Genomic DNA, 20,200 nt, shown 5'->3' with positions numbered 1-20,200 from the left:
AATAGCATAACTATGAACAAACAACAATTATTTGAGAACATCAAAAAGAAGAAATCATTCCTCTGTGTAGGATTGGATACAGACATAAAGAAAATCCCCGAACATCTGTTGAAGGAAGAAGACCCTATCTTTGCTTTCAACAAGGCTATTATCGATGCAACAGCTCCTTATTGTATTGCATACAAGCCCAACCTGGCTTTCTATGAGAGCATGGGCGTGAAGGGATGGATTGCTTTTGAAAAAACAGTGAACTACATCAAGGAAAACTATCCTGACCAATTCATCATTGCCGATGCCAAACGTGGCGACATTGGCAATACCTCGGCCATGTATGCCCGCACTTTCTTTGAAGAATTGAACATCGATTCTGTCACTGTAGCTCCATATATGGGTGAGGACAGCGTTACTCCGTTCCTCACTTACGAAGGCAAATGGGTTATTTTACTGGCCTTGACCAGCAATAAAGGTTCGCACGACTTCCAACTGACGGCTGATGCCGACGGCGAGCGTCTGTTTGAAAAGGTTTTGCGCACCTCACAGAATTGGGCAAACGATGAAAACATGATGTATGTAGTAGGTGCAACCCAAGGACGTGCATTCGAAGATATTCGTAAGATTGTTCCCAACCACTTCCTGCTGGTACCGGGCATAGGTGCACAAGGCGGTTCATTGGAGGAAGTTTGCAAATATGGCATGAACCATACTTGCGGACTGATTGTCAACTCCAGCCGCGCCATTATCTATGCCGATAAAACTGAAAACTTCGCAAACGTAGCCGGACAAGAAGCCAAGAAAGTTCAGGCACAAATGGAAGAACAGTTGAAAGCCATTCTTTAATGAGTGAAAGAAAAATCATAAACGACCCCGTCTTCGGGTTTATCAATATCCCGAAGGGGTTGTTATATAATATTGTATGCCACCCGTTGCTGCAACGCCTCACACGCATCAAGCAACTGGGCTTATCTTCTGCTGTGTATCCGGGAGCGCAACATACCCGGTTTCAGCACTCGCTGGGAGCCTTTTATTTGATGAGTGAAGCCATCAATCACCTGACAGCCAAAGGTAATTTCATTTTTGACAGTGAAGCGGAAGCTGTTCAGGCAGCTATTTTGCTTCATGATATCGGACACGGGCCTTTCTCGCATGTTCTGGAGAACACATTGGTCACAGGCGTCTCTCATGAAGAAATTTCACTGATGCTGATGGAGCGCATCAACAAAGACCTGAAAGGGCAGCTCAATCTTGCTATCCAAATCTTTAAAGATGAGTATCCCAAAAAGTTTCTTCACCAATTAGTCAGCGGACAACTGGATATGGACCGGTTGGACTATCTGCGCCGTGACAGTTTTTACACCGGCGTAACGGAAGGCAATATCGGTTCGGCACGTATCATCAAGATGCTGGACGTAAAAGACGATCATCTGGTGGTCGAATCGAAAGGAATCTACTCCATAGAGAACTTTCTGACATCCCGCCGCCTGATGTATTGGCAAGTCTACCTGCATAAAACATCTGTAGCCAGTGAAAAGATGCTCATCAGCACCTTGCTCCGCGCCAAAGAATTAGCTTCAAAAGGCATTAATCTCTTTGCTTCTCCGGCATTGAAGTTCTTTTTATACCATTCCATTGGCAAAGAAGAATTTTATAATGATTCTAATTGTCTAGAATATTTTATTCAATTGGATGACAATGATATATGGACTGCACTGAAAGTATGGAGCAGCCACAGCGATATCATACTCTCTACTTTGAGCCGCGGACTCATCAACCGCCGTCTCTTTAAAGTAGAAGTCACCTCTTCCCCCATCTCGAAAGAGAGAAAGGAAGAACTGCTTTCAATGATATGTAACCAACTAGGTATCAACAAGAAAGAAGCAAATTATTTTCTATCAATATCCAGTATAGAGAATGACATGTACAAAAAGGAAGATGACAGCATTGAAATCATCTACAACGATGGAAGCACCAAGGACATTGCCGAAGCTTCGGATATGCTGAATATCTCTCTACTCTCTCGGAAAGTCAAGAAATATTATGCATGTTACCTGCGTCCGGAAGAAGGCGGGCATTAAATAATTAGTGAATTGTACGGATATATCAAAAAAAAATGCGTAATTTGCATAATTAATAGTGCAGTTACACAGATATGTAACGCGCAAGTAATAAAACAGAAACATTTAGAACATAAAGAATTAAAACAGTATTATGGAGTTCTCAGCTAAACAAATTGCGGAATACATCCAGGGAATTATTGTTGGTGACGAAAACGCAACTGTGCATACTTTTGCTAAAATAGAAGAAGGAATGCCGGGTGCACTTTCATTTCTTTCAAATCCGAAGTATACTCATTACATTTATGATACGCAGTCTACCATTGTGTTGGTTAACAAAGACTTCGTCCCCGAGCAGGAAGTTAAAGCAACCCTTATCAAAGTGGACAATGCATACGAGAGTCTGGCAAAGCTGCTGACACTTTATGAAATGAGCAAACCTAAAAAAACCGGCATTGACCCGCTGGCATACATTGCCCCTACCGCCAAAATAGGAAAAGATGTATATATCGCCCCATTCGCTTGTGTAGCCGATGGTGCTGAGATTGGTGACAATACTTCACTCCACCCGCATGCTACTGTAGGCAGCCATGCGAAAGTGGGCAGTAACTGTACATTATATCCTCATGCAACTGTATACCATGACTGTCGTGTCGGCAATAACTGTACATTGCACGCCGGTTGTGTGATTGGTGCTGACGGTTTCGGCTTTGCCCCTTCATCCGAAGGATATGAAAAGATTCCTCAAATCGGAATAGCAATTATAGAAGATGATGTGGAAATCGGTGCCAATACGTGTGTAGACCGTGCTACAATGGGAGCAACAGTGATACACAAAGGCGTGAAGCTTGATAACCTTATCCAAATAGCCCACAATGTAGAAGTAGGAAGTCACACAGTGATGGCTTCGCAAGTGGGAATCGCCGGCTCTACCAAAGTGGGCGAATGGTGTATGTTCGGCGGACAAGTAGGTTTGGCCGGCCATATCAAAGTGGGTGATAAAGTAGGAATCGGTGCACAGGCAGGCGTTCCCGGTAATATCAAATCCAATGAAAAGGTAATGGGTACTCCGGCCATCGATGCCAAGAACTTTATGAAGTCATCGGCCGTCTATAAGAAGCTTCCCGAAATGTATGCAGCACAGAACAGCATGCAGAAAGAAATAGAAGAATTAAAAAAACAACTAAATAAATAACCCCATGTTGAAACAGAAGACATTAAGAGGCAGTTTCTCACTAAACGGAAAAGGCCTGCATACCGGAGTAAACTTGACGGTGACATTTAATCCTGCACCGGACAACCACGGGTATAAAATTCAACGTATTGACCTTGAAGGACAACCAATAATTGATGCAGTGGCAGAAAATGTAGGTGATACCACCCGCGGAACTGTACTGATAAAGAACGGCATAAAAGTAAGTACTGTCGAACATGCATTGGCGGCACTTTATGCGGCAGGCATTGACAACTGCCTCATCCAGGTGAACGGACCTGAGTTCCCGATATTGGACGGTAGCGCCAAACAATATGTGAAGTGCATCCAACGTGTGGGCATCGAAGAGCAAAACGCCGTTAAGGATTATTATATCATTAAATCGAAAATAGAATTCAGAGACGAGACTTCCGGTTCTTCCATCATTGTTTTACCGGATGAAAACTTCAGTGTCAACGCCCTGATTTCTTATGATTCCAAAATCCTGTCCAATCAGTTTGCCACTTTGGAGGATATGTCCAAATTCCCCACAGAAGTCGCTTCTGCACGTACATTCGTTTTTGTGCGCGAGATTGAACCACTATTGGGAGCAGGCCTGATTAAAGGTGGCGATTTGGACAATGCCATTGTCATCTACGAAAAAGAAATGAGCCAGGACAATTATGACAAACTGGCTGACGTAATGGGTATTCCCCACATGGATGCCACTCAATTAGGTTATATCAACCACATTCCTTTGGTATGGGACAACGAACCGGCACGTCATAAATTGCTGGATATCATTGGCGACCTTGCCCTCATAGGCAAACCCATCAAGGGACGCATCATCGCAACACGTCCGGGACACACCATCAATAATAAGTTTGCACGCCAAATACGCAAAGAAATTAAATTGCACGAAATTCAGGCTCCCGGCTATAATTGTAACGAAGCCCCTATCATGGATGTCAACCGCATCCGCGAATTACTTCCACACCGCTATCCGTTCCAACTGGTAGACAAAGTGATTGCCATTGGTGCCAACTATATTGTAGGTGTGAAAAACGTCACTGCCAACGAACCGTTCTTCCAAGGACATTTCCCTCAAGAACCCGTTATGCCGGGTGTACTTCAGATTGAAGCAATGGCACAATGTGGCGGACTGCTTGTACTGAACTCGGTAGACGAACCGGAAAGATACTCCACCTACTTCCTGAAAATAGACGGTGTGAAGTTCCGTCAGAAAGTAGTGCCGGGAGATACCCTGATATTCCGTGTAGAACTGTTGGCACCTATCCGCCGCGGCGTTTCTACAATGAAAGGATATGTATTCGTAGGTGAGAAAGTAGTGTGCGAAGCAGAATTCATGGCACAAATAGTAAAAAACAAATAAGATAAGAAATGATCAGTCCACTAGCATATATACATCCCGAAGCAAAGATTGGTGAAAACGTAGAAATCGGTCCCTTCGTATTTATCGATAAGAATGTGGAAATCGGTGACAACAACACCATCATGCCCAATGCCACTATCTTGTATGGTTCACGCATCGGCAATGGAAACACCATCTTTCCGGGAGCAGTCATAGGCGCTATACCCCAAGATTTGAAATTCCGCGGTGAAGATACGACTGCAGAGATTGGTGACAACAACACTATCCGCGAGAACGTAACCATCAACCGTGGCACCGCAGCCAAAGGCAGAACAGTGGTGGGCAGCAATAACCTGCTGATGGAAGGTGTACATGTGGCACACGATGCATGGGTGGGAAACGGTTGTATCATCGGAAATTCCACTAAGATGGCAGGTGAGATTATCATTGACGACAACGCCATTATCAGCGCTGCCGTGTTGATGCACCAGTTCTGTCGTGTGGGCGGATATGTAATGATTCAGGGAGGATCGCGATTCAGCAAAGACATTCCTCCTTATATCATTGCCGGACGCGAACCGATTGCTTATGCAGGAATTAATATTGTAGGGCTACGCCGCCGCGGATTCTCAAATGAACTGATTGAGAACATACACAATGCCTATCGCATTATCTATCAAAGTGGTATGAACGTGACAGACGCATTGGCAGAAGTGCGAAAAGAAGTTCCTATGAGCCCGGAAATAGAATATATTATTTCTTTCATAGAAAATTCTCAAAGAGGTATCATCAGATAACAAAGTTTTTTATAACTTTACTGCACGAAAAACAAGTTATATAGTATATGGTATATAGATTTACACTCATCTCTGATGAAGTCGATGATTTTATAAGAGAAATAAAGATAGATTCCGAAGCTACTTTCCATGACTTCCACGAAGCCATCCTGAAAGCGGCAGGATATAAGAATGACCAATTAACCTCATTCTTCATCTGTGATGACGACTGGGAAAAAGAACAGGAAATCACACTGGAAGATATGGGTACCAGCTCGGATGAAGACAGTTACATCATGAAGGAAACCAAGTTAAGCGACCTGTTGGAAGACGAAAAGCAGAAATTGCTTTATGTATTCGATCCCTTGGCTGAACGCGTATTCTTTATTGAGTTGTCTGAAATCATAACCGGTAAAGACCTTGACAAAGCCGTTTGCTCACGCAAAGCGGGAGATGCTCCTAAACAGACTCTTGATTTTGACGAAATGATGGCAAACAATGGCGGGAACCTTGACCTGGACGAGAACTTTTATGGCGACCAGGATTTTGACATGGAAGACTTCGACCCCGAAGGATTTGATATGGGAAGCGGCAGTGCTGCTGCCGACCCTTACGAGCAAGATAACTATTAATCTGAATTGTAGGGGCGACTGATGCAGTTGCCCCTTTTATTTTTAAGCCTGATGTCTCACACCCTTATCGTCCTCATTGGCCCTACCGGTGTAGGAAAGACAGAACTAAGTCTTTCCATTGCCGAACATTTCCAAACCTCTATTATTTCGGCAGATTCCCGCCAACTCTATAAAGATTTGAAAATAGGCACTGCCGCCCCTACTCCCGAGCAATTGTCACGCGTGCCTCATTTATTTGTCGGCACTCTGGGACTGACTGATTATTACAGTGCCGCACAATATGAGGCTGATGTATTGAACCAGTTGGAACACTTATTCCAAACACACGATACTGTTGTACTCACCGGAGGTTCCATGATGTATGTGGATGCCATTTGCAAAGGTATCGACGATATTCCCACCGTTGACAAGGAAACCAGAGAGTTGATGCTCCGACGCTATGAAGAAGACGGATTGGACAAGCTCTGTGCCGAACTGAAGTTGCTTGACCCTGAATATTACAAAATAGTAGATTTAAAGAATCCCAAACGGGTAATCCATGCACTGGAAATCTGCTACATGACCGGCAAGACTTACACTTCATTCCGCACCCGCAACTGCAAAGAACGCCCTTTCCACATTGTGAAAATAGGACTGACACGCGACCGTGAAGAGCTATACAGCCGCATAAACCATCGTGTAGATATTATGATGCAAGAGGGATTACTGGAAGAAGCACGCAGTGTCTATCCCTACAAAGAGTTGAACTCGCTGAATACAGTGGGATACAAAGAAATATTCAAATATCTGGATGGTGAATGGACGCTCGACTTTGCCATTGAGAAAATAAAGCAAAACTCACGCATCTATTCCCGCAAACAAATGACCTGGTTTAAACGGGATACGGATATCACCTGGTTTCATCCCGACCAACAAGAAGAGATAATGGAACATATTAAAAAACAACTATCATGAAAAAACTGCTTACCTTATTATTAATGTGCATGATGCTCATCCCGGCATCGGGAAAAGAATCGCAAAAATGCTGGCATCAGAATAAATACTCCATGTTTATCCATTTCGGACTTTATTCCGAACTGGGCGGTGTATGGGAAGGCAAGCCTGTCACTCGCGGATACAGTGAACAGATACAGTCTTTTGCCGGCATCTTCAGTGACTGGTATGGAGATACGGCACTCCGTTTCAACCCTACCCTTTTTCATGCTGACTCCATCGTTGCCTTGGCTAAAAAAGCCGGAATGCGTTCCATCGTCTTCACAACCAAACATCATGACGGCTTCTGTATGTTTAAGACGGCAACTACCGACTATAACTCTTACGATGCCACTCCCGGCAAACGCGATTTCGTAAAAGAACTGGCAGAAGCCTGCAAACGCGGAGGCATCAATTTCGGCATGTATTTCTCTTTGATTGATTGGCATTTTCCACAAGCCTATCCCATTTCCAGCCATAACTGTGACTTTATTACCCCGCAACACCATGAGTTTACGAAACAACAGGTTACGGAACTGCTCACCAATTATGGACCTATCTCCGAACTTTGGTTTGATATGGGTTCCAATACCCCCCAACAAAGTCAGGAACTTTATGAACTGGTTCACAAACTGCAACCAGACTGTATGGTAAGCGGACGTCTTGGAAATGACCGTTATGACTTTGCAGTCATGGCTGACAATGCCTATCCCGAAGGAGCTCTACAGACTGCATGGCAGTCGGCTGCTTCCATGTTCAATGAAACATGGAGCTACCGTTCATGGCAGGAAAGAGGAGATGTGCATACTAAAGCAATGGAGAAATTACGCAGCCTTATCAATGTCGTTTCGCACGGAGGTAACTTCCTGCTCAATATCGGACCTAAAGGCGACGGCTCCGTTGTTCCTTTCGAAAAAGAAGTGTTGGAGAGAATCGGTGCTTGGCTGGAAAAACACGGAGAAGCCATTTATGGCACAGATGCTTCTCCATTCCGTGAACAGTATGAATGGGGAGCTATCACTCGAAAAGAAAATAAACTCTATCTGATTTTGTCAGGAAAATATCCTCTACACGGCGAAATTATCCTGAATACTCCGGGCTTCAAGCTGAAAGAGGCAAAAGGCAACTTCACCCATATCAGCCAAAAGAAAGGGAATCTGCATATCACTGTGCCCCAAACGGCGTATAACAATACTGATATAGAAGTTCTTTCTTTAGACATGGACGTGACAGCACCTATTGCCAGCACACATGAATATGTACCTAATTACAGTTACTCTTGTTTCGATTATTACAGCAACTATCGCAGCACTGTAAGCTATGAATGGGAAATCCCCAATCGCAATACCCAACTGGAGTTGACTTATACACCGCAGGAAGTCGGCAAAGAACTTGTCATTACAAACCCGACCGGAAATGAACAAAGAGTAATACTAAACGGAGCAAAGGCCAGCCCTCTGAAAGTAAACCCTAAAACCAAATGGGGAAAGCGCTATCTCTGCGGACCGGGCAGCAGTCTGTTCGATGCCCCTTCCAATATCCATGTCAGTCTCGATAAAGCTCCTATAAGGAACGGACAGTGGAAAGAAATGAGCGAAGAAAAGATGATGTTCCCTGCCAATATCCTTGAGACTTATTTTGTATTGCAAGAAGTCGAATCGCCGGTTGCACAAGATGTATTAGTGGATGTAGGCGCCGGAAACGGCATCGAGGTTTATCTAAACGGCCGTTCTGTTATGAAGCATTTAAACCCGTACCGTTGCAAATTCCGTGAAGAAAAGGTATTATTGCATCTACAAAAAGGGGTGAATCAAATTGTCTTACGCTTATACAACAGATTTGAAAAGGAAACAGGATACCTGCTCCGTCCTTCGGAAGAGCAAGTCGTTTACAAACAACGCTATATATATACTGTGCCCGATAAAGACAAAAAGCAATCTGCTATCAAGTTACAGGTTAAACAAAATAATCTGCCAACCCAACATACCGATACGGAATTGCATAATCTCACTATCAGAATAAAACAGTAGGTATATACTAAGACAACAGTATCCTTAAATCCGGCATACAACAGCCCGATTTAAGGATACTTTATATTATAGCTCGACTTAAATCCCCCCATTGCAAAGAAAGCAGCTTTCACATAGAATCCCCATGAACAGGAGATTTCAGTACTCGTTACGTGTGAAAGGAAATCATTACCAAGTTGAATGGCATGTGAAAAACGAAGCTGTCAGGACTTTCCGGTCCTATAATTCATAATTACTCCAATCAACACCTGGATGGAGAGTACGAGCAAACCTACATTAAAAAAAATATTCCGCCACTCGCTCTTCGTTATAAATTGCTTGTAAAGCGGTTTAATGACAGGCGCATCCGAATGCTGCACTTTACAACGCGATTTATCAATTGCCTTTTTATAATCCTCCACATCGAAAGTGCACCATTCATAGCATACCAAAGAATCCTGCTTATCATGCTTTACAGAAGCAACCCATGCCTTTACTTCTCTTTCTGTATATTTATGTGTAGGCAATGAATCCTCAAAAGCCGGTGATACCGAATACCAATACTGCTTCTTCTCTGTCCGATAGGAATGCCGTGATATACGTCTGGTATGTTCACGCCAAATGCTGACAGTGCTTCTCCTCTTATAATCCACTTCCAAACGATCGAAAGTAAAATATAGAGGCTTATTCTTTTCCTTATATAAATCTGTTATTGAAACATAACGGACTATATCATCGGCAGAATGGAACAGCCAGTTTTGCAAAGGCACATTGAATGCGACAGAAGCCACAACCGTCCACAAAAGCAATAGCCCCATCCGGTTTCCCCTGAAACGAACAGCGACAACAATAAAAGATACCAACGGAGCAAAAGAGTAACAGAGTATCTGCATCCAATTGGTGGTATATCCACGAAAGATATAAGTAAAGATTAATCCCAACAAGGAAGGAATAATCAGTATCAACAATAACTTTGCTATCCGGTTGTGTCTCATCATAAAGTCTTTTATTACTTAGCGACAATCGTATCTTTCTTTATATCTATTTTCTTGGGAGCAAAAAAGAAATCATCAGGCGCTCCATTCTTAAAGAAATCTTCTTCCTTTATCTTCTGCACTCTTTTCTCGGCCACTTGATACGTAGTGGTAGCAGATTCAATGAGTTTTCCTTCTTCATCATAAGGGAAACGTTGATTCTTAGGAGTCAAAGACATAAACTTTTCATAAAAATGCACAGCGTTCTCATAATCTTTGTTCAAATCATAAGCTCTGGCTATGCTATAGAACAGCTTATAGTCTTTATTCAATTTATACAAATGATTCATGGCTTCTATCTTCTTATAAATCTCACCGGCATAACCATAACATTCTGCCAAACCTTTATAGAGACGTTCGAGTATGCTGTCATTGGGAGAAGCTATCTCTACAGCCTTTTCCATAAACTCAACACCTTCTTTCTTCCATGAAGTGCGCGAACAGGATTTTGCATAATAATATAATACATTAATATCAGTAGGGTTTTTCGCATACGCTTCCTTCAAATTATCGTATGAACCATAAAACCAATTGTCCCCATAATAAGATATACCTAAATAATAAGAGGTAAGAAAGCTGCGGTCGCCCATTCGCTTCAAACTTTCATAACGCTCGATAGCCGTCTTATAATCTTTCAACATACAATAAGCTTTGGCGTTCTGGCGGTTAACATCCACACTTGTCGTATCGGTCAGCCGATAACGCTCCGTCACGTCAACGGCATCTGCAAATTGCTGGTTATTATTAAATATATTGGCTATGCGAGCAACGGTCTGGGCATCCAGAGAATCTCGACGATAGGCAATATTATAACTGAAAAAAGCATTGGATATATCCTGCATTCCCTCATAAGCCTGCCCCAAGTACTTATATCCGGTGGCAGAAACCGTATCTTGTTCCAGCCAGCCATGACAAGCCTCACGCGCCTCTTTAAAATCCTCCGCATTCAATAAGGAACGTATATATTGCAAACGGAAGAACTTATTCTCCGGGCGCAAACTCACCGCCTTCTGATAATAATTAGCCGCCTGACGCGGACTACCCATTAATTTGTAACACTCAGCCAGGTCTATTAATACTTTTGTATCCGCGCTATCCTTCACAATAAGAGAAGTCAAACCGACAATGGCTTCCGGATAACGATTCATGGCCTTCAACGCCTGTATCCTAGTCGATAACAATAATGAATCCTTTGTGTCGGGGGCTATCAGATGGATTACCTTATCATAATCAAACTCTTCCATAGCCAAACTAATTTCATCGTGTGCCTGAGCAAAAACTGTCACCGGCAATAGACATAGCATGAGTGTTACAAATGTTTTCATAGCATTATACTTTAATTTTATAGTTATTCACCCCATATCATTCTTACTTTTTCCCATTCTGCAAAGGCGTACTGTCCTTCTTAGCTTCATCAACGACCAGCCTAAACTTAACGGGCAGTGTGAACTGGGTACGTACAGGAACACCTCCTTGTTTACCCGGTTTCCATTTAGGCATGCTCATGATGACTCTTATAGCTTCTTTATCCAAATACTCGTCTACCCCTTTGGCAATCTTCGGATTAGAAATACTTCCGTCTTTCTCAATAATGAACCGCACAGATACTATCCCCTGAACACCATGCTCTATGGATATTGCCGGATACTTCACGTGCCGGACTATGTAACGCATACACTCGTCTATGCCACCGGGAAATGAAGGCATCTCTTCTGCAATCTGAAGCACTTGCTTTCCCGTAGACGATTGTCCTTCAGACATTACAAATACAAGATTCTGTTCTGTGGCATCTGCAGCAACTTTAACCTCCACCGTTTTATAGCCGGTATAAGAAACCTGCAAGATATCACCCGCTTTCACTGTCATGGCAAAACGACCGTCTCCATCGGTAACAACGCTGGTAGCAGAACCTTTGATATACACATTAGCACCTGCTATCCCACGGTTATGAACTCCTTCAAGCACACGTCCTTTCACTTTTATTCCGTCTTCCGACAGAATTTCTGCACTTTTAACCTCTTCGGCTTTCACAATTGCAGTCAAATCATTAACTTTGACGGCAGAAATCTCATCTAATTCTGTTGAGACTTCGGGGCGGGCAAAAGCAGTTATTGCAATAGCTGCCAACGGAAGTACATAAAGATACTTCAAACGTGCCCATGGACTTGATTTTTCTTTTAACATCATAGTAATACGTTTTTTAAGTGAACTGTGATTAAAGCTGTTGGCCATAGAGTAGAGCCTTGTGCCAACGGCTTTTTTAATTAATAATAACTGGTATCTTTTCGCATCAATACCTTGATTGATTACGCATGCGTCTGCTTCATATTCATGAATATTCTGTAATTCCTGTTTCAATAGCCAAGAAGCCGGATTAAACCATTGGAAAAAGATACATATATCCGCCACCAATAAATCAACGGAATGATGTTTGCGGATATGAGCCACTTCATGAGTTAAAATCTCCGCACCATTTTCCAATAAATCCGTCTCGGAAAGCACCACAAACTTCATCCAACTAAAAGGAGCTATGTTCTTTTGATGGGCAATGATAGTAATCCCATTTTCCCGACTGACTATCCGGCTGTCCCTAATCAAATGCAACATACGGAACAATGCCCAAAGAGTACGGATAAAAAAGAAAACCATGCCCGACAAATAAACCAATAAAAGCATTTCCCTCCATGTAAAATCAGGCACCAACATTGCATTTCCAACTTCTTCTACCGGACTTACCGTCGACAAGAATTCTTCCAAGGTAAGAAATTGTTGATGCATCTCAGTCGGCTCCTTCACTGTCATCTTCATGAACGGCACCATGCAGGACAAAAGCAAGATGCCAAGCAATGCAAATCTGTTGAAACGATGGAACGTTTCCTTGCTAAGCAACAGGCGATAAAATAAATAAAATACCGCCAGGCAGACTGATGATTTAAGTATATAAACGAAAAATGCTCCCATAGTTACTGTCCGTTGATTTATTTATTGACATTCTCAACCTCACGAATCAACAGTTTCAATTCCTCCACCGAAATGTCTTCTTCCTTTACAAGTGACGATACGGCTCCCAGATATGAATTGTTAAAGTACTTACTGATTACTCCTTTCAATGTTTTCTTTTTAAAATCATCCCGACTCACCACTGCATAATATTGATAAGTATTTCCAAACACTTCATGATGCAGAAAACCTTTTTCCTCCAATCCGCGTACTATCGTAGAAAGTGTATTGAAATGAGGACGCGGTTCATCATAAAACTCAAGCAATTGCTTTACAAACAAAGGGCCTTTCTCCCAGAAATACCCCATGATTTCCTCTTCTTTTGCAGTCAACGTTTTCATAAGCTTCTTTTGTTTACCACAAATAAACTAAAAATTTTAGTTACTAAACTAATACTCATAGTTAAAGTAAACTAAAAGCCGTAGTTTTTATTCTTCCCGTACAAATTCTATCGGGCCCTCCCAGTCCGAAGGAAGTACTTCCACTTCTATCACATTGCTTCCATTACGAAGTGCATCAGTGATATCCACTTCATAAGGAGCAGTCCACACCGTACCACAATTGATGCTATTGATACGGACAGTTGCCATATCATTCACTTTTCCCAATCTGACCATGATACGTCCTTCCCGAGGAGTCCTCCACATGAAAAGTCCTTTATAGAAAGAACGGCCAAAATAATTCTTTATCTGTTAATTCTCCTCCCGATTCCTGTCAAAAAGAACAGGACGAGTAATACGTTTATATATTTCTGAGAGATTGACCGTCCATTCGTTTATTTTCAGTGCAATCGACATTGTCAAAGTTGGCTCCACAGCCTCAACCCCGGAATCTTCTTTCGGAAACACCACAAAGACGGAACCATAAGCAGGTAAAGACAAAGTCACTTCCGTATGACCTTCCACCTCTTTCCAATTAGCAGAACGAAATATCGTTCCTGTAACCGCATTCCATAATTCAGGCATACGGTGACTAATGGGAAAAGACACCGTAACCGCACGCATACTGTCTGCCTGACTAGCCAAAAAATAAACGTCCGTTTCTTCATCCTTACGATGTGTCCAAAGTATATCAGAGGAAATAGTGTCGTCAATAAATAATAGAGAACCATTCACCTGACGTCCATACTGCAACAAACTTCGACACCGGGAAGCATAAGCAAGGAATGGTTTGCTTTCTTCCCACCAATTCCGATTATAATTGGACACAATACGGAGACTGTCCATCCAAGCGTCATTTATTCTCTCATTTGCAATTGTATCAGAAAGACTCTGTCCTTCTGCTTCAGCGTTTAACGAAGTTTCCGCAGCTACTTCACACACACCATTATCTATACAAAAGAAAAGCCTATCATCACCGGCAACAAAGTTGCGGTCAAGTAAAGGTTTCAACATAGCCGGACTTTCTTTCCAAGTTCCGTCAATCTTAACCAGCCCATTGTTACGAGGTACACCCTCTCCTATTATCCGACAATCGTACTGACGAAAACAATCAGCGGAAACCGTACTGAATACATCAGTCAATAATTCATTGACAGTCAATTGCACATCCCGAACGATGCTTTCCACCCGACCGGTACTTTCCATCGGAACTCCTGCCAATACAGGAAGATAGGGAATCAAATCATAGCCACGCCGTTTTTCAAACTCAGCAGGAAAATTCTTTGTCCAGTTTTGATTCTCCGCAGTCCAATGATTCATATAAACATACTTCAATATACGCCGAGCCAGTTCAGTATCTGCCTTTCTATATACGTGAGCAAACCAATCCGTCCATAGTTTGTATACCGTTTCGGCACTCAGCTTATCACATTTCAGTCCTTGCACTTGTCCGGCAACACTATCAGCAGGAGCAACAGCTGTATGCCCCATGCGCAATATACGCCATTTCCCTTCAGGCAACCGGGCGGTAATACGTCCCTGATACACAGGCAACTGTATGGATTGCTCCAGCCCTACAAAGTTTTCTTTTTGTGAAATGGCCTCCCCGGAAGCTGATAAGAGGCCGACATTATCGGAGCCCGCAGGAAATGCATAAGCTGATATATCTTCATAATATCCTTTATAAGTATCGGGTTGAGGCAAGGAAAGATTGCGCAAAGTTCCTCCGTCTACAATTGTATCACTCCACACCAACCTCTGCATAGCTTCCGAAGGAGTAATCCGTATATCATCCGGCAGCAAACCATGGTCACTCATCTGCATTCCCAAGTCCAACCCAAGCCGGTCGGCCTCCTTCATTGCAAAATTAAGCACACGCCAATATCCCGGTTCCCGATAAGCGTCGACAGCCAAAATACAACACCCGCCAAAACCAACTTTGCGCATCGTGTCCAACTTATCTCTCACCGACTGAAAAGTGATATCTTTATTATCCCAACTCCAAACAGCCCACGGACAATCTGCCACAGATGGAGAAAGAAAACTTCTCTGCCGGTCATTGGGAACGGCAGCTAATGAATACTCCAGCATCAATAAAGAAAACAAAAGCAAATATTTTATCTTCATAACCATGTGAATTGTATCCTTGATTACAATTTAAAAAGTAATATATATCCAAGATATAAAAATAAAGACGACCCGCCAAAGATTGGCGGCAGATGAAATAAACTTTAACTAAAGTGAACTTTCAAGGCACAAAAAGCCAGAAGAGGTTTTCCCCAAACAGTAGTAACAGTTTATGAAAACAATGGTAACAACTTTCCCAAACAATGGGCATCGTTTAGGGGTAACTCCCCTATTAGGCATCAGGCATGATGTTCTTAACAGAGCCGAGTGCCATTTTCCCTCTCCATCATTAAATTTTAAAGGCTCATTTGTCGCATAAAGAATAAATCGCTATTTATTATCAAATGATTATCAGCCATTTATATTTTCTTCTTTTTCTGACGGATTAATTTGTGAATCAAAAACATTCCAGTATCTTTGCATGGACAAACCAAGATAATAACACCCATCAAAAGTATAAATAAATGAAAACATACATCTTATCCGCTTTTCTGCTCGGTATATGTTTCACCGCATGTACCACCGGCCAGCCCAAAGACTACCCTTCGTTTAGTCTGGAAGATATATCTGCCATTAAGCCCGACGCTGAATATCCGTTAGACTCGCTTGTGACGGATATGGAAGTAATTCCTTTAGAAACAACGGATGATTGCCTGATTGATGGAGTAGGAATCGTCCAAGAATCCAAAGACTATTATTTCATTTTTTCGCCTAAAAAGGAATCCCTGCTGAAATTTGACAAGAAAGGCAAGTTTATCAGTAAAATAAGCAGTTACGGCCAAGGGCCGAAAGAGTTTATTGACATAAAGCAGATGGAGCTGGACAACGACCGGCAAGAACTGTATATCATGGACTATATGGGACGCAAAATGAAAATATTCGATTTTGACGGCAATTTTCTCCGCGACTTTCCCCTCCCGGAAGACTATAGTTTTACCAATTTCCACCTGTCTCCTACAGAACAAGCCGTGTATTATGTATCAAGCAATAACGCTGTCACTCCGGATTTATTGAAATATGACATAAAAAGCGGGACTAGCCAAGTGTTGTCCAAGCATGACAGAGAGATGGAGATAGGAGAAGCATTTTTAGGTTCTACCTATTTTACGGAAACCGACGCAGGTCTGTTTATGTATCATTATTACAATGACATGGTTTTCCTATTAAAAGACAACCAACTGGTACCAAACCATTTACTTGTGTTGGGAGACAGATGTATCCCTTGGGAAGACGTCGGCGCAAGCGCATTGACAAACCCCAAGCCCCAGGTGCTGAAAATCCAACTGAATGATTTGAAGAATATCAAAGACAAAATATGCCTGTTCTATACAGTCATCCGATATGACGGAAAATCAAGAAAAGACTTTATGGCGATGTATAACCCCGAAAAAGAAGGGATATACCCTCATGTCAATTTAGTAAGCAATCGCTTTCTCTCCATTAAAGACGCAGCCCCATTTACTAACGGCTACAATCGGGAATCCATTTTCCGTGTCATTTCACCCGAAAGTTTGGACGAAACGTTTCTTAACCGATACGGCATCACAGAAGACGACAATCCCGTTATTGTGAAATATCTGCTCAGATAACTGAATTTCAATATCCGGGCAAAAAACAAAACATGAGCACCTGCGTCTGAACTGTTATTTACATCTTGTCGACCATACTCCCCAAAGCGGGAGTATGGTCGACAGGAGATTCATACATCCCCATTAGACTTGGGAGGGCTCAGTTGTAGTTCTTGGAAATTTAACCTCTACATACGTTTTAAACTCACTAAGTCGTTTCATTAGGCAGCCTAAGCGTTTTCGTCCTTTCGATTATGCCTGTCTGTCAGTCGAATTACTACAGTCTTCGGCAATGGACTGTATAGTCCGTTGCAGTGGACCGTACAGTCTGCTACAGTGGACCGTACAGTCCACTGCCGGAGTCTGTAGTAATCTTCCGTTCAAAAAGCCTTGGCTGACCCTATGAAACGGCTTACTCTTCCCTTTGTGATATGATATTTAAGCCCCCCCAAGAATAATGACTGGCCCCGAATGTGTATATGTAAAAGGGAATTAGAAAATGTTAAACTCCCAAGAATTACAACTGAACCCTTGGGAGCACATCATATTTGGAGTGTTCTATAGACCGAGCTTCCGAATAAAAAATCTTCCATGAAGGGGGTTTGCCTGCCTCATGGAAGATGGAAGATAGAAGATATTTCTTCTTTTTAGAATTCGCTCGAAAAGTGGAATTTAATATGCTTAAAATCCATTTGAGCCATCTGAAGAACATAATTACTGTCGGCAAGAAAGACATCACGTCCGTCACGATCTTTGGCCATATACTGATACTTACGTTTTTTGAAAGCCTCCAACTCTTCGGCGTCATCGCTTTCTATCCAGCATGCTTTATAAAGACTGATGGGCTCCCAACGGCATTTTGCATTGTATTCATTTTCCAGACGATACTGAATTACTTCAAACTGCAACTGCCCTACCGTACCGATAATCTTACGTCCGTTGAACTGATTGACAAACAGCTGAGCCACACCTTCGTCCATTAATTGATCAATACCTTTTGCCAACTGCTTTTGTTTCATCGGATCAGCATTCTCGATATATTTGAACATTTCAGGAGAGAAACTGGGAATACCCCGGAAATGTAATTTCTCGCCTTCGGTCAATGTATCGCCAATCTTAAAGGTACCATTGTCTGGCAAACCAATGATATCGCCTGCCCATGCCTCATCGACAGTAGTCTTGCGCTGTGCCATGAACTGTGTCGGCGAAGAAAAGCGCATCGTCTTGTCATGCCGCACATGATAATAAGGTGTATTACGAGAGAACTTTCCCGAACACACTTTACAGAAAGCAATACAAGAACGATGATTAGGGTCAATATTGGCCGTGATTTTGAATACAAATCCGGAAAACTTAGATTCATCCGGCTCCACTTCACGTTCTTCCGTTTTGGTAGGGCGCGGACTTGGAGCAATCTCCACAAAACAGTCAAGCAACTCCTGCACACCAAAGTTATTCAATGCCGAACCAAAGAACACCGGAGCCAACTCTCCTTTTAGATAGCTCTCTACCTTAAACTCGGGATAAACACCATCGATAAGCTCAAGCTCATTGCGGAGTTTCTCTGCCAGAGGGGATCCTATCTGATTGTCAAGCTCTTCGGTATTAATATCTACTTCCACCTTTTCCGTAACAACTTGTTTGGAAGGCTGGAAAAGATTCAGTTTTTGTTCATAAATATTATATACGCCTTTAAAACGAGGACCGCTTTCAATAGGCCATGTCAAAGGACGAACACTAATGGCAAGTTCTTCTTCCAACTCATCCAACAAATCGAACGGGTCTTTAGCTTCACGGTCCATCTTATTGACAAATATAATAACAGGAGTATTACGCATACGGCACACTTCCATCAGTTTACGCGTCTGCGTTTCCACACCTTTCGCACCGTCCACCACGATAATTACACTATCCACAGCCGTCAGAGTACGATAAGTATCTTCGGCAAAATCCTGGTGTCCCGGAGTATCGAGAATATTGATTTTATAATCATGATAATCAAACTCCATCACAGAAGTGGTAACAGAGATACCACGCTGTTTTTCAATATCCATCCAGTCGGATGTTGCAGTTTTCTTAATCTTATTGCTCTTTACGGCTCCGGCCACTTGAATCTGTCCACCGAAAAGCAACAACTTCTCTGTTAATGATGTTTTACCGGCATCCGGATGTGCGATAATCGCAAACGTTCGTCTTCTTTCTATTTCGTTGTTCATATATCATTATGCATTTAATTCCTTGATACACTGTTCCAGGCTCTCTTCCCAATGAGGTATCTCGATGCCATACGTGTGTTTTATCTTTGTCTTATCCAATACAGAGTAGTGAGGCCGGGGAGCTTTTGCCGGGTATTCATCTGTGTGCAAAGGATTTACCCTGCAATTGCCAATACCGGCTATACGGTGAATGGACTTGGTAAAATCATACCAGGAACAGACTCCTTCATTACTGAAATGATAGATGCCGGAAACGATGCCCTTACGGATAGCTGCAAAAATAGCAGACGCCAGGTCGCGAGCATAAGTCGGTGTGCCTATTTGGTCGAAAATGACTCCCAATGACTCCCTTTCCTTACCTAAACGAATCATGGTTTTCACAAAATTATTGCCAAATGTAGAGTATAGCCATGCCGTCCGAATAACCATCGCCCTACTGCAATATTCCAAAGCCTTCTTTTCACCGGCCAATTTAGTAATGCCATATACAGAATTAGGGCAAGTCGGTTCGGTTTCTCTATAGGGCACATGATTGGTTCCGTCAAACACATAATCTGTAGAAATTTGAATGAATTCCGCCTGATTCTCCTCTGCTGCCTTTGCTAAATAACCGACTGCCTCACTATTTAGTTTGGCACATAACTCCTGATTATCTTCCGCCTTGTCCACGGCCGTATAAGCAGCACAATTCACAATGACATTGATAGCATTCTCCTTAACGAAAGCCATTACAGCTTCTTCATTACAAATATCCAGTTCGGCTACATCCGTAAAAAAGTAGTTATATTCTTTGTTTTCAAGCGAAAGCACACGCATTTCGTTTCCTAATTGGCCGTTAGCACCGGTCACCAATATATTCTTCATTTTCGTT

The 20,200-nt window shown here is 42.5% G+C and carries 17 protein-coding genes; 9 read left to right on the top strand and 8 right to left on the bottom strand.

The annotated features are described in order from the left end of the window. Positions 1 to 12 precede the first annotated feature (12 nt). The 8 genes from pyrF to QYT14_RS08155 all read left to right on the top strand — a co-directional run bounded on the left by pyrF (position 13) and on the right by QYT14_RS08155 (position 9,025). Positions 13 to 837, top strand: coding sequence for an orotidine-5'-phosphate decarboxylase (gene pyrF / locus QYT14_RS08190; RefSeq protein ID WP_288324942.1), 825 nt, complete (start codon positions 13 to 15; stop codon positions 835 to 837). Then, positions 837 to 2,072, top strand: coding sequence for an HD domain-containing protein (locus tag QYT14_RS08185; RefSeq protein ID WP_288324941.1), 1,236 nt, complete (start codon positions 837 to 839; stop codon positions 2,070 to 2,072). Before pyrF ends, QYT14_RS08185 begins: the two co-directional genes overlap by 1 nt. Before the next feature lie 133 nt (positions 2,073 to 2,205). Continuing rightward, positions 2,206 to 3,246: a UDP-3-O-(3-hydroxymyristoyl)glucosamine N-acyltransferase gene (gene lpxD / locus QYT14_RS08180; RefSeq protein ID WP_288324940.1), complete on the top strand. Its 1,041-nt coding sequence runs from the start codon at positions 2,206 to 2,208 to the stop codon at positions 3,244 to 3,246. A gap of 4 nt (positions 3,247 to 3,250) precedes the next feature. Continuing rightward, the gene (locus tag QYT14_RS08175; RefSeq protein WP_288324939.1) at positions 3,251 to 4,636 is read left to right on the top strand and encodes a bifunctional UDP-3-O-[3-hydroxymyristoyl] N-acetylglucosamine deacetylase/3-hydroxyacyl-ACP dehydratase; all 1,386 of its coding nucleotides are present in this window, start codon (positions 3,251 to 3,253) and stop codon (positions 4,634 to 4,636) included. A gap of 8 nt (positions 4,637 to 4,644) precedes the next feature. Beyond that, positions 4,645 to 5,412, top strand: a complete 768-nt coding sequence (gene lpxA, locus QYT14_RS08170) for an acyl-ACP--UDP-N-acetylglucosamine O-acyltransferase (protein ID WP_237039761.1) — start codon at positions 4,645 to 4,647, stop codon at positions 5,410 to 5,412. A gap of 47 nt (positions 5,413 to 5,459) precedes the next feature. Continuing rightward, on the top strand, positions 5,460 to 6,023 hold the full coding sequence (locus tag QYT14_RS08165; RefSeq protein WP_237039762.1) for a plasmid pRiA4b ORF-3 family protein: 564 nt from the start codon (positions 5,460 to 5,462) through the stop codon (positions 6,021 to 6,023). Between the two features lie 48 nt (positions 6,024 to 6,071). Beyond that, positions 6,072 to 6,977, top strand: a complete 906-nt coding sequence (gene miaA, locus QYT14_RS08160; RefSeq protein ID WP_288324984.1) for a tRNA (adenosine(37)-N6)-dimethylallyltransferase MiaA — start codon at positions 6,072 to 6,074, stop codon at positions 6,975 to 6,977. Beyond that, positions 6,974 to 9,025, top strand: a complete 2,052-nt coding sequence (locus tag QYT14_RS08155; protein WP_288324938.1) for an alpha-L-fucosidase — start codon at positions 6,974 to 6,976, stop codon at positions 9,023 to 9,025. Before miaA ends, QYT14_RS08155 begins: the two co-directional genes overlap by 4 nt. A 203-nt stretch (positions 9,026 to 9,228) precedes the next feature. Here QYT14_RS08155 and QYT14_RS08150 read toward each other — a convergent pair whose 3' ends face one another. The 6 genes from QYT14_RS08150 to QYT14_RS08125 form a co-directional block, all read right to left on the bottom strand. Next, positions 9,229 to 10,002 (bottom strand): hypothetical protein, encoded by a 774-nt coding sequence (locus tag QYT14_RS08150; protein WP_288324937.1) that lies wholly within the window; start codon positions 10,000 to 10,002, stop codon positions 9,229 to 9,231. Between the two features lie 11 nt (positions 10,003 to 10,013). After that, entirely contained in the window at positions 10,014 to 11,363 is a 1,350-nt protein-coding gene (locus tag QYT14_RS08145) for a tetratricopeptide repeat protein (RefSeq protein ID WP_288324936.1), read from the bottom strand. Between the two features lie 43 nt (positions 11,364 to 11,406). After that, positions 11,407 to 12,999, bottom strand: coding sequence for a M56 family metallopeptidase (locus QYT14_RS08140; protein WP_288324935.1), 1,593 nt, complete (start codon positions 12,997 to 12,999; stop codon positions 11,407 to 11,409). A 17-nt stretch (positions 13,000 to 13,016) separates the two neighbouring features. Then, the gene (locus tag QYT14_RS08135; RefSeq protein WP_288324934.1) at positions 13,017 to 13,379 is read right to left on the bottom strand and encodes a BlaI/MecI/CopY family transcriptional regulator; all 363 of its coding nucleotides are present in this window, start codon (positions 13,377 to 13,379) and stop codon (positions 13,017 to 13,019) included. Between the two features lie 87 nt (positions 13,380 to 13,466). Continuing rightward, a complete protein-coding gene (locus QYT14_RS08130) occupies positions 13,467 to 13,727 on the bottom strand; it encodes a glycosylhydrolase-like jelly roll fold domain-containing protein (RefSeq protein WP_347280227.1) in 261 nt (86 codons plus the stop codon). A 3-nt stretch (positions 13,728 to 13,730) separates the two neighbouring features. Next, complete coding sequence (locus QYT14_RS08125) at positions 13,731 to 15,545, bottom strand: glycosyl hydrolase (protein ID WP_288324931.1); 1,815 nt, start codon at positions 15,543 to 15,545, stop codon at positions 13,731 to 13,733. Positions 15,546 to 16,009: 464 nt separating this feature from the next. Between QYT14_RS08125 and QYT14_RS08120 the strand changes: the two genes are divergently transcribed. Continuing rightward, positions 16,010 to 17,134 carry a 6-bladed beta-propeller gene (locus QYT14_RS08120; RefSeq protein ID WP_288324930.1) on the top strand — a complete coding sequence of 375 codons (1,125 nt, stop codon included), beginning with the start codon at positions 16,010 to 16,012 and terminating at the stop codon, positions 17,132 to 17,134. 626 nt (positions 17,135 to 17,760) lie between these two features. On the opposite strand, the gene QYT14_RS08115 is transcribed toward QYT14_RS08120, so the two are convergent. Next, entirely contained in the window at positions 17,761 to 19,329 is a 1,569-nt protein-coding gene (locus QYT14_RS08115; protein ID WP_288324929.1) for a peptide chain release factor 3, read from the bottom strand. Positions 19,330 to 19,335: 6 nt separating this feature from the next. Beyond that, positions 19,336 to 20,193, bottom strand: coding sequence for a dTDP-4-dehydrorhamnose reductase (rfbD, locus tag QYT14_RS08110; RefSeq protein WP_237039771.1), 858 nt, complete (start codon positions 20,191 to 20,193; stop codon positions 19,336 to 19,338). Positions 20,194 to 20,200: the final 7 nt, after the last annotated feature.

Source organism: uncultured Phocaeicola sp. (genome assembly GCF_948499155.1).
Classification (GTDB): Bacteria; Bacteroidota; Bacteroidia; order Bacteroidales; family Bacteroidaceae; genus Phocaeicola; species Phocaeicola faecalis.
Note: the sequence above shows the minus strand (reverse complement) of the source record. Positions and strands in the feature narration are given on the sequence as shown.

Excerpts from the sequence above, each read along its gene's own strand:
- QYT14_RS08140 (WP_288324935.1), bottom strand. The coding sequence starts at position 12,999 with ATGGGAGCATTTTTCGTTTATATACTTAAATCATCAGTCTGCCTGGCG.
- lpxD (WP_288324940.1), top strand. The coding sequence starts at position 2,206 with ATGGAGTTCTCAGCTAAACAAATTGCGGAATACATCCAGGGAATTATT.
- QYT14_RS08115 (WP_288324929.1), bottom strand. The coding sequence starts at position 19,329 with ATGAACAACGAAATAGAAAGAAGACGAACGTTTGCGATTATCGCACAT.
- pyrF (WP_288324942.1), top strand. The coding sequence starts at position 13 with ATGAACAAACAACAATTATTTGAGAACATCAAAAAGAAGAAATCATTC.
- QYT14_RS08150 (WP_288324937.1), bottom strand. The coding sequence starts at position 10,002 with ATGATGAGACACAACCGGATAGCAAAGTTATTGTTGATACTGATTATT.
- QYT14_RS08145 (WP_288324936.1), bottom strand. The coding sequence starts at position 11,363 with ATGAAAACATTTGTAACACTCATGCTATGTCTATTGCCGGTGACAGTT.
- lpxA (WP_237039761.1), top strand. The coding sequence starts at position 4,645 with ATGATCAGTCCACTAGCATATATACATCCCGAAGCAAAGATTGGTGAA.
- QYT14_RS08155 (WP_288324938.1), top strand. The coding sequence starts at position 6,974 with ATGAAAAAACTGCTTACCTTATTATTAATGTGCATGATGCTCATCCCG.
- QYT14_RS08120 (WP_288324930.1), top strand. The coding sequence starts at position 16,010 with ATGAAAACATACATCTTATCCGCTTTTCTGCTCGGTATATGTTTCACC.
- QYT14_RS08165 (WP_237039762.1), top strand. The coding sequence starts at position 5,460 with ATGGTATATAGATTTACACTCATCTCTGATGAAGTCGATGATTTTATA.
- QYT14_RS08175 (WP_288324939.1), top strand. The coding sequence starts at position 3,251 with ATGTTGAAACAGAAGACATTAAGAGGCAGTTTCTCACTAAACGGAAAA.
- QYT14_RS08135 (WP_288324934.1), bottom strand. The coding sequence starts at position 13,379 with ATGAAAACGTTGACTGCAAAAGAAGAGGAAATCATGGGGTATTTCTGG.
- QYT14_RS08125 (WP_288324931.1), bottom strand. The coding sequence starts at position 15,545 with ATGAAGATAAAATATTTGCTTTTGTTTTCTTTATTGATGCTGGAGTAT.
- rfbD (WP_237039771.1), bottom strand. The coding sequence starts at position 20,193 with ATGAAGAATATATTGGTGACCGGTGCTAACGGCCAATTAGGAAACGAA.
- QYT14_RS08185 (WP_288324941.1), top strand. The coding sequence starts at position 837 with ATGAGTGAAAGAAAAATCATAAACGACCCCGTCTTCGGGTTTATCAAT.